This window comes from Pannonibacter anstelovis, assembly GCF_036881715.1.
Lineage (GTDB): Bacteria > Pseudomonadota > Alphaproteobacteria > Rhizobiales > Stappiaceae > Pannonibacter > Pannonibacter anstelovis.
This window is the reverse complement of the sequence record NZ_JBAKBF010000021.1, coordinates 22,219-28,630: the sequence shown is the minus strand read 5'-3', so window position 1 is coordinate 28,630 and position 6,412 is coordinate 22,219. Positions and strand designations below refer to the sequence as shown.

At 68.3% G+C, this 6,412-nt stretch carries 10 protein-coding genes; 2 read left to right on the top strand and 8 right to left on the bottom strand.

Annotated elements, in window-relative coordinates; translation table 11 throughout:
* Positions 1–165: 165 nt before the first annotated feature.
* Genes V6L75_RS20630 through V6L75_RS20615 form a run of 4 tightly spaced genes read right to left on the bottom strand, consistent with a single transcriptional unit; the run spans position 166 to position 2,215 of the window.
* Positions 166–396: a DUF7697 family protein gene (locus V6L75_RS20630; protein ID WP_334253348.1), complete on the bottom strand. Its 231-nt coding sequence runs from the start codon at positions 394–396 to the stop codon at positions 166–168.
* Positions 393–830, bottom strand: coding sequence for a hypothetical protein (locus V6L75_RS20625; RefSeq protein WP_334253347.1), 438 nt, complete (start codon positions 828–830; stop codon positions 393–395). The genes V6L75_RS20630 and V6L75_RS20625 overlap by 4 nt, the downstream gene beginning before the upstream one ends.
* On the bottom strand, positions 830–1,771 hold the full coding sequence (locus tag V6L75_RS20620) for a phage tail tube protein (RefSeq protein ID WP_334253346.1): 942 nt from the start codon (positions 1,769–1,771) through the stop codon (positions 830–832). Before V6L75_RS20620 ends, V6L75_RS20625 begins: the two co-directional genes overlap by 1 nt.
* A 24-nt stretch (positions 1,772–1,795) precedes the next feature.
* Positions 1,796–2,215: a hypothetical protein gene (locus tag V6L75_RS20615; protein WP_334253345.1), complete on the bottom strand. Its 420-nt coding sequence runs from the start codon at positions 2,213–2,215 to the stop codon at positions 1,796–1,798.
* A 75-nt stretch (positions 2,216–2,290) separates the two neighbouring features.
* On the opposite strand from V6L75_RS20615, the gene V6L75_RS20610 reads away from it, so the two are divergent.
* Positions 2,291–2,644, top strand: a complete 354-nt coding sequence (locus V6L75_RS20610; RefSeq protein WP_324375894.1) for a type II toxin-antitoxin system RelE/ParE family toxin — start codon at positions 2,291–2,293, stop codon at positions 2,642–2,644.
* Positions 2,645–2,649: 5 nt separating this feature from the next.
* On the top strand, positions 2,650–3,024 hold the full coding sequence (locus tag V6L75_RS20605) for a helix-turn-helix domain-containing protein (protein ID WP_324375896.1): 375 nt from the start codon (positions 2,650–2,652) through the stop codon (positions 3,022–3,024).
* Here the strand turns inward: V6L75_RS20605 and V6L75_RS20600 are convergent, their stop codons facing one another.
* The 4 genes from V6L75_RS20600 to V6L75_RS20585 form a co-directional block, all read right to left on the bottom strand.
* Positions 3,025–3,657, bottom strand: a complete 633-nt coding sequence (locus V6L75_RS20600; protein WP_334253344.1) for a DUF6441 family protein — start codon at positions 3,655–3,657, stop codon at positions 3,025–3,027.
* Positions 3,654–3,965 (bottom strand): head-tail joining protein, encoded by a 312-nt coding sequence (locus V6L75_RS20595; protein ID WP_334253343.1) that lies wholly within the window; start codon positions 3,963–3,965, stop codon positions 3,654–3,656. Before V6L75_RS20595 ends, V6L75_RS20600 begins: the two co-directional genes overlap by 4 nt.
* Positions 3,965–4,300, bottom strand: coding sequence for a DUF2190 family protein (locus V6L75_RS20590; protein ID WP_334253342.1), 336 nt, complete (start codon positions 4,298–4,300; stop codon positions 3,965–3,967). Before V6L75_RS20590 ends, V6L75_RS20595 begins: the two co-directional genes overlap by 1 nt.
* 77 nt (positions 4,301–4,377) lie before the next feature.
* On the bottom strand, positions 4,378–6,411 hold the full coding sequence (locus tag V6L75_RS20585; RefSeq protein ID WP_334253341.1) for a prohead protease/major capsid protein fusion protein: 2,034 nt from the start codon (positions 6,409–6,411) through the stop codon (positions 4,378–4,380).
* Between the last annotated feature and the right edge of the window lies 1 nt (position 6,412).

Sequence of the window (6,412 nt, the reverse complement as noted above, 5' to 3'; positions counted from 1 at the left end):
GCCGCGACCCGCACCCGCCGCGAGAAGGCCGCGAGCCGGGCGTTCGCGGCTTCCATCTCCCGGCTCAGCCGTCCGAAGCCGCGCGACCCGGCCTCGCCCACGCCTTCGAGTTCGGCGCGCACCTGCCGTCCGCCCACGGCCGCGAGGCGGACGCTGACCCTCTTCTCAGCCATGGGAATGATCCATCTGTTCGTTGAGCTTGGTGACCATCACCGCCTCGATGACGGGCAGCAGTTCGGCCATGGCGAGCGGCGGCACGCCGAGGGCGTTCCCGAGCGCCAGCGCCGCCGACATGTCCCAGCCGATCACGGCGCCGGGCAGGACGCGCAGCTGGCCGCCGAGACGGCCGACGAGGTCCCAGACCTGCCAACCCTCCGTCGTTTCCGGACGGCTCAACCGCGCCGGGCAGTCCGGGCAGGCTTGCGCACAGGCTTTGCAGTATCGCTCGCCCCCGCCGAAGGACCATTCGGCGAGAGCGCGGAGGCGTTTTTTTCCTGCTCCAGCAGTAGACCCTTCGAGACGTAGGTCAGCTGGAAGGCCTCGAAGATCGGCCAGACATCGAGCAAAGCGTCGATAGCCTCCGGGCTCGGATCGATGGGCTTCCCGGCGGCGTCGCCGATGCCCTCCCAGCCGAGCACCGCGCGGCGGGCCAGCGCCTTGGCGAAGGCGACAGCGCGTTCCTCGTCGGAGGCCTCCTTCGGCACAGCCTCCACGGCAGGATCGCTGCGCGTTGCCACCATCAGCGCGGTGGTCAGCGGGCGCAGCTGCACCCGGACGCCGGGCGCAAGGTCATGCCAGCGGGGCGCGTTGGTCAGGTCGAGCGAAAGCATCAGTACACCTCGATGTCGTTGATCAGGGTTGCCGTGCACATCCGGCCGACCGCGCTGTCGCGGGCGGCCTGCCAGTCGAAGGTGGCCTGCACGCCCTGCGGCCCGGAAATCTCGATCCGGGGGCGCGGCAGGTAGACGGCATGCACGGTGAAGGTGAAGCTCTCGCCGGACGGCAGGACGTAGGCGAATTCAAGCTCGCAAGGATTGCCATTGGTCGCCTGCGTGACCAGCGTGCTGTCGGCGAAACGCACCTCGATTCGGCCGGTCAGCGCGGCGATGGACGGATCCGCACCGTCGATGCGCCCGTCGCTTCGGATGGTCTCGATCCGGTCGAGATTGTTGGCATAGGTGATCTCGGCCGAGACCACGTTGCCGAGCGCCGAGCCATTGCGCGTGATCGCCCCGTTGAAATGGCCGAAGCGCTTCAGCTCCAGCGCGGCCGGTGTCCCTGCACTCGTCGTGGTGCCGACCGTCTCGCCCTGCGCCACCAGCCGCGCCGTGGCGGTCAGGAGCCCAGAGCGCTGCATCTGCCAGGTGATCTGGTCGAGCACGCATCCGGAATACATCGCGTAGCGCGGGACCTCCGGCATGCCGGTCTCGATCGACATGCTGGGCAGCGTCCACGACCCCGACTGGAACTCGTGGCTGTACGGCGCTTCCGCGCCCGTGGTTGTGGGCGCGCCGAAGGCCGCCTTCAGCCAGAACCCGAAAGCCTCTGCGTCGAGCGGCACCACCACGTCGCCATCCGCTGTCACCGCATCCTTGATCGGCGCCAGCGGATCGCGGCCGTAGCCGAGAAGCTCGGAGTTCAGCAGCGGCTGCTCCGCGCCGAGCGACGTGCTGGCGAAGGGCATGCGGGTGAAGCCGCTGACGGGCGGCGTTCCATAGGTCGTCTCGAACGCAAGCGCCATCTGCGCCCGCGCCCCCTGGGCTCGTGCCATCGTGTTCTCCTCGGGTTGTCGGGATCAGCCGAGCGGGTCGGCCGTGGAATAGTGCAGCACCACCGGGATCACGGCGGCCTTCATAATCGCCGCGCCCTCGACGGGCAGATCGACCGGACGCGGCGCTTCCGCCTCGACCCAGTCGCAGAGCCCACCTAGCGTGCGGTCGGCGGCGAGCGCTGCGCCGATGCTGGCGGTCAGCGTGTCGAAGGCGGTGTCACGCGCCGCGCCTTGGACCACCGCCTCGATCTCGGCGCGGTGCTGGTAGTGGTAGCGTAGTGGCGAGAGCGTGACCTCCGGCTCGCCTGGCTCGCCGTCGCGCAGGATCAGCAGCCCCTCGGCCGGGACACGCTCGGGCAGCACTTCGCCCCGCAGAGCCGTGGCGGGCAGCGCCGAAAGCCGCGCGTGCAGCGCGGCGAGGATGGTTTCGCGAGGGGTGGGCATGTACGGACGCTCTGAGAGTCGTTATTGCAAAATTAGTGCTTCAAGGCTATATAGCCTCCAAGACATGAGGACCGGATGCCGTGGACCGTTTCGTTCGCAGAGGAGTTCGAGCCGGAGTTCGACGAACTCCCGCAAGAGGTGCAGGACGCGATCCTGGCACGCGCTCTCCTGCTGGAACGCGAGGGGCCATCGCTCGGTCGACCGCATGCCGACACCCTGACAGGGTCGAAGCACGCGAACATGAAGGAATTGCGCTGCAACGCCGCTGACGGCGTATGGCGCATCGCCTTCGCATTCGATCCCGACCGGCAGGCGATCCTGCTTGTCGGCGGGGACAAGTCAGGTGGCAGCGAAAAGCGCTTCTACAAGCAGCTGATCGCCCGGGCCGACGAACGGTTCGACAGCCATCTCGAGAGACGGAAAGGATGACGATCATGGCACGGACACTCAAGGACAAGCTGGCTGCGCTCGATCCCGCCCGGCGTGCTGGCGTCGAGGCCGAGGCGGATCGTCTGCATATGGAGTACCTGACGCTGCAGGAGCTGCGGAAGGCCAAGGAGATGACGCAGGTTCAACTTGCGGACACCCTCGGCATCCAGCAGGCGACGGTGGCGAAATACGAGCGTCAGAGCGATCTGCTCCTCTCGACGCTCACGAGCTACGTTCGTGCGATGGGTGGCAACCTCAAGCTGATGGTCGAATTCCCCGGCAAGGCTCCTGTCGCCCTCGAGGGGCTCGGAGACACGGAGGAGCCCCGTCGTCGGCGCCGTGCGGCGCGAGAAGAGCGAGAGGTCGAGGCCCGCGCCTGATCATCTAATCCTTCCGTCCACCCAGTTCGCCACGATCAGCCCCGGCACCCTGTCCAACGCCCGGTCCGCGTCCCGAGCGAGATCCAGCCGCTTCGGCAGTTTCACCTGCGGTACCAGCAGAAAGATCGGCGCTGTGACCTTGCCGCGCCCGGTCTTGGAGCGCGACACGACCGCCTGACCCTTCGTGTTCAGCCGGCTCTCCGCCACCAGCAGGCTCGGGCCCGTGCGGCGATAGACGAACCGCAAGCGGAGGCCACGGCGGCGCTCCCATTCGCCGGGCGTGATCCGGCCGCCGCGCAGGGATTTGCCCGCCGCTGGCAGCGGGATGGCGAGCCAGAACCCGTTCTTCGAGCGGATCAGCGGGCCGGTGTCGTGGGCGCCGACGATGACCGGGGCCTGGGACCAGACGAGCGCGGCGGCGTCTAGGCTTTCGCCCGACTTTGGAAACGTCTGGCTGCGGATCGTGTTGGAGAGGCGTGTGCCAAGCCCCGCGCCGGTGATCTGCAGCCGCCACGCGGTCTTCAGCCCGGTCCCGGCCTCGCGCATCGCGGCCGTCACCGCGCGTTCGCCCGCCGCCACCTCGGCCGCCATCATCGCGACGATGTCGGGATTGATGTCGAGCTTCAGTTTCATGTGGACCTCAGATCCACGGTCCAGACCAGCCGCTCGCGGTCGCGGATGGGTTCTCCCTGAATGAGAAAGGCGTCTCCGTCGATTTCCAAACGATCACCGGGACGTGGGTTCGCCACCTCGGCAACGCGCAGGTCGATCCGGGTAGTCTCCGACCAGAGCCGCGCGTCGCCGAAATCCGTAACCGCGTCCGCGCGCCGGGCGACGACGCGCACCAGAACGGGCGCGCCGCCCTCGGGCGTGTAGACCGCATCCCTGCCGATATTCGGATCGGCGAAGAGCGCGCCAACGGCGGCGGCGAAAGCGTTCATCAGAACGTGCCGTTCAACCGCACCCGGCCGATGGTGTCTCCGGCCCCGCCCGCGACCGCTTCGGTGGCCACGCCGATCAGCGTGTTCGAGGTTGCCACGTTGGTGGTGCGCTTGTTGGTGTCGTCCCAGTAGATCCTGGCACCCGCGGTCCAGGCCTGCGAGCCGATCTTGGTTATGTCGAAGACGCCGGTGAGCGCGGCTTCGACGGTTTCGCCGAGAGCGGCGGTGCCGGAGGCCACGCCGAAGATCGAGCCGACGAGCAGGCCATCGCCCGCGGCGACGGCGTAGGGCGCGGTCAGGGTGATGGTGTTGCCGGGCTGGACGTAGGTTTTCATGGGGAGGATCCTTGTGGAAAGACGAAGGGCGGCCCGATTGGACCGCCCGTGTGTCAGGGTTCAGCATGGGGTGCTGGTTATGCACCCGGGTTCTTGTAGAGGCCGCGCCAGTCGATGGCCTTGGCGCCGAAGTCGAGGCGGCACTTGATCTCGACGCCATCGACGTCGAAGCCGTTGCGCGTCTCGATGTAGGCGCCCTGCTGGCCTTCCAGATAAGCGTATTCGATGGTGTCGATCTGGTTGGGGCTGGCCGCCAGATACCAGGAGGTGGCGCTGGCCGCGTCGAGGCGCGGTTCGCTGATCGGCGAGAGGGTGCGGATCGACTGCGGGACGACCTTGGCGCTGTCGGCAGGCACGAGGTTCTGGGCAACCAGCTGCTCGGCCTTCAGTTCGAGGGCTGCGGGCACGATCAGGAAGGCCGGGCGGATGTTCAGCACCGTCTTCTTGTCGAGGCCGGTCTGCAGCGCCATCGCCGCCCGCGCGGCACCGACGCTTGCCACGTCCAGCGCGGCGCCCGTTGCGGCGAGGTTCTTGTGCGTGGTGTGGAACAGCGCATTGCCGTCGGCCATGGCCGGGTTGGCGGTGATGATGCCCCAGACCACGTCGCTTTCCAGCTGCGCGATGGAGTTGCCGTACATCGCCGGGATCCGGGTGAAGGCGTCGAGATCGTCGTTGATCAGCACCTGCCGGGTGATGGCGACGACCCGGCCATAGGTCTTGACCTTGTAGCTCTCCTTGCTCTCGCCGAGGGTGCCGCGCTTGAACTCGCCGCTTTCGCCCACTTCCAGCAGCTGCGGGGCCTCGCCCAGTTGGACGCGGTGCATGGACTTGAAGTCGGTCGCCAGAACCTGGCGGCAGAAGAGCGCGAAGGTGCGGGGATAGGCGTCATAGGCCTGCCGCAGGGTCTTGTTGGTGACGGCCGACAGGATCTCGGGGAAGTCCGAGGTCGAGTGCAGCGCCCGCGTCGCCACCTCGTCACGCGAGAGACCCCGCGTGTTGACCCCGGCATTGCCGAGGCTCTCGCGGGCCAGTTCGAGGAGCGTCATGCCGCGGTACTGGCGGGCGGCGTCTTCCAGCGGGAAGAGCGTCGGACTGTAGCGGTGCAGGAGCGCGTTCGCCACGGCGTCGCGGCGGGTGATGCGCTCGTCCCGGCCGCCGAGGGGCACCGAGACATGGGGGAAGGTCCGGGTCTCGTCGGACTTCGCCGCGACCTGGTCGAGGATCAGGCGGCGGGACTCGTCCACGCTGACGCCGCGCTTGACCAGATCCTCGGCGAAGCCGCGCTCGAGGTTCAGGCGGCCTGCCAGATCGTAGATCGTGGAGACGCGGTCGCGTTCGGCCTCGCGAGCACGGGTGGCAATGGCATCGCTGTCGGGCGCGGCGGGCGCATCCGGCATGCGCGCGCCGGTCGGCTCGGGGTTTGCCGGGGCCGCGACGGGCTGCTGGCGGGTCTCGTTCAAGGCGGGGACATCCCCGGCCACGGTGGTCGTGCTCTCAGGCATGGATGCCTCCTTTTGCATACGGGTGTCGACGATCTCGACGGGATAGCTGGCTTGGTCGGCCGCACGCACCTGCGCGCGGGGATCGGCGGGAACGGTGACGAAGCTGACCTCGAGCGGCGTCCAGCGTTCGACGATGCGTTGCTCGACCTCGCCCTTCGCGACGGGCTCGACCACCTTCACCCGCTCGATGGAATAGCCGACCGAGACGTTGCGGATGATGCCGTCGCTGATCAGGCCGAACATCCGGTCGGCGGCCTGGTCGAGCCCCTCGCGCGGGAAACGGATGGTGGCCTTGCCCTCCTTGCCCTCGATCCAGGCGCGTTCGACCACGCCGACCTGCGAATGCGAGGACCAGACCGAATGGCTGTCGAGCGCCGGGGCCCCGGCGTTGAGGCGCGTCAGGTCCACCGCCCTGTCGCTGACCTCGAGGATCTCGTCGAAGGGCACGGAGGTGTCCCAGCCGGTCCATCGCCGCCGTCGGACGGCAGCGCCGGTCGTGAAGACGACGTCGACTGAGCGCGCCTCGGTGTTGACGGTCGCGGGCAGGATCGGTGCGCGCCGCAGCTGCATCGGCAAGGCGACCGGGGCCGCCATCATCGTGTCGGGCATG